This is a genomic window from Paenibacillus sp. 22594 (assembly GCF_052044425.1).
Lineage (GTDB): Bacteria > Bacillota > Bacilli > Paenibacillales > Paenibacillaceae > Paenibacillus_AQ.
This window is the reverse complement of the sequence record NZ_JBQENA010000029.1, coordinates 1-2,372: the sequence shown is the minus strand read 5'-3', so window position 1 is coordinate 2,372 and position 2,372 is coordinate 1. Positions and strand designations below refer to the sequence as shown.

Below are 2,372 nucleotides of genomic sequence, written 5' to 3'. Positions count from 1 at the left end.
CGAATATAAGGACAGCCCCCTGCTGCAGAAAGAACGGGCGTACTGGGAGCAAGTGGCCACGCAGATGGCGGCAGGCGAACTCGGGATGGACGAACAGACCGGAGAAAGCGGGTACGGCAGTTACACAATACAATTAAATGAAAAAGAAACCGAGCAGCTCATTCATCAGTCAGGTCGGGCATATAGTACCGAGATCAATGACCTCCTTATCAGCGCCCTGGGAATGACCGTGAAGAAACTGACAGGGGCAAGAGGGGTAACGATTGGTATGGAAGGACACGGAAGAGAACCCATTCATAAGCGGATCGATATCGACCGGACGGTCGGGTGGTTCACCAGTATGTACCCGGTGGTGGTACCGTGTCATGAGGATCTAGCAGAAAGCATCATTACAACCAAAGAGGTGCTGCGCAGGATCCCGAACCGGGGCTTTGGATATGGTCTGTTACAGGAAGAATTGCCGGTACGTCCGCTTGATATTATGTTCAACTACATGGGACAAATGGACGCTGAGGCGAAGGGGAAAAAACTACACTTTTTTGGTTCGGGTAAGGGATCTGCCGACGAAAATATTGTGAACCATAAAGTCACTATTAACGGAAGCTTGCTAAAAGAACACTTGCATTTCAGTATTGTTTATGACAAGAGCAAGTTGCCCGCTGGGAAGATGCAACTATTTATTGAAACATTCCATGATTGTTTAATATCTACGATTCAATTTTGTGCATCACAGGAGGAGGTTGCCATCACGATCTCGGATACGGATGCCACTGATTTAGATGCAGACGATCTTCAGGTGATAAATGAGCTATTCGATCTAGAGTAAATCTACTATAAGGCGGAGGAGCGGACATGAGTTCAAAAATGGTTTTAGGTTCTAATATTGAAAATATTTACTCTCTTACCCCAGTACAGGAAGGGATGCTGTATCATAAGCTGATGAATGGTGATTCTACCGCTTATGTCGTTCAGCATCGTTTTGAACTGAATGGTCTGATTAATGAACAAAAGGTACAGGAGGCAATACAACTTATAACGATGAAGCATGACGTTTTAAGAACCTCCATCGTATTTGAGAAATTGACTGTGCCAAGACAAATTGTACTCAAGAACCGGACAATAGAGTATGAACGGATAGATTTATCGGATATTGCCGCAGATGATCGAAACAATAAAATGGATATGATTGCACAACTTGATGTGGAGCGCGGGTTTGATTTTAAAAGCGATTCTTTATTAAGGGTTAAGCTCGTTCATTTTGGAGCAAACCAATATAAGATGTTATGGACTATGCATCACATCATTATTGATGGTTGGAGCTTATCTATTTTGTTCAGTGATTTCAAAAAGTATTATGACATGCTTGAGCATGGAAAGAGCCTGCAATCTATCATGTCGATAGTGGAAACTGACAAGAAGAGTAACGAAAAATATGGAGATTATGTGAAGTGGCTGGAGCAGCAAAATAATAATGAAGGAATTACGTATTGGGAAAAATTATTATCTGACTATGATGGAGTAGCGGATATTAAGTCAATGGAGCAAACGCCATTAACGGTGGAAGCCGTTTCTTTGAGTGAAATGAATTTATCTAAGGAACAGACGGCAAATTTGCAAAATCTCGCTGCCACCCATCATGTTACGATGAATACGATTGTCGAAACAGCCTGGGGAACTCTACTGCAAGCGTATACAGGTGCCAAAGATGTTGTTTATGGTAAGGTGATTTCAGGAAGGCATGCTGCAATTAGAGGAATTGAAAAGATTGTGGGTCCGTTTATCGTGACGATTCCCGCAAGAATCAGGTATAAAGAAGATGAGATGGTTGGCGAAGTTTTGCGCAGCATGCAGCTACAAGGAACACAAAGTACAGCTTATTCTTATTGTCCCTTACAACAGATTATGAATTTAACGAAGCAAAAATCGGAATTGATTAAGTACTTATATGCCTTTGAAAATTATGAGCTTGATGAGAGTTTATTGACACCGCATAAAGAAGGACTTGGGTTGAAAATAGAAGCTTATCGGGAGCAGACGGATTATGATTTAGTCTTAATCGTAAATTATGAACAGGGGTATTTGCGTTTTCAGATGCAGTATGCGCCAAATCATTATGGATCAAAGGAAATAGAAGCAATGTTATTGCGCTTACAAGTTATCTTGCTCTCTTTCGCCAACAACCCGGAAATGAAGGTAGCTGAACTTGAGACCATAACAGGGGAAGAGAAAGAACAGATTCTAGGTGCATTTAATGACACGTCCTTACCGTATGCCAAGGATAAAACGATTCCAGCGTTATGGGAAGAGCGGGTGGCTCACACACCAGATGCCATCGCTGTTGTATATGAAGACAACGATGTGACATATGACGC

2 protein-coding genes are annotated in these 2,372 nt (G+C 42.2%); both read left to right on the top strand.

Going from position 1 to position 2,372, the window contains the following annotated elements:
- On the top strand, nt 1-826 hold an 826-nt coding region (locus ACTJKB_RS30805; RefSeq protein ID WP_440838030.1), incomplete at its 5' end, for a condensation domain-containing protein.
- Between the two features lie 26 nt (nt 827-852).
- The coding region (locus ACTJKB_RS30800; protein ID WP_440838029.1) for a condensation domain-containing protein at nt 853-2,372 on the top strand (1,520 nt) is incomplete at its 3' end.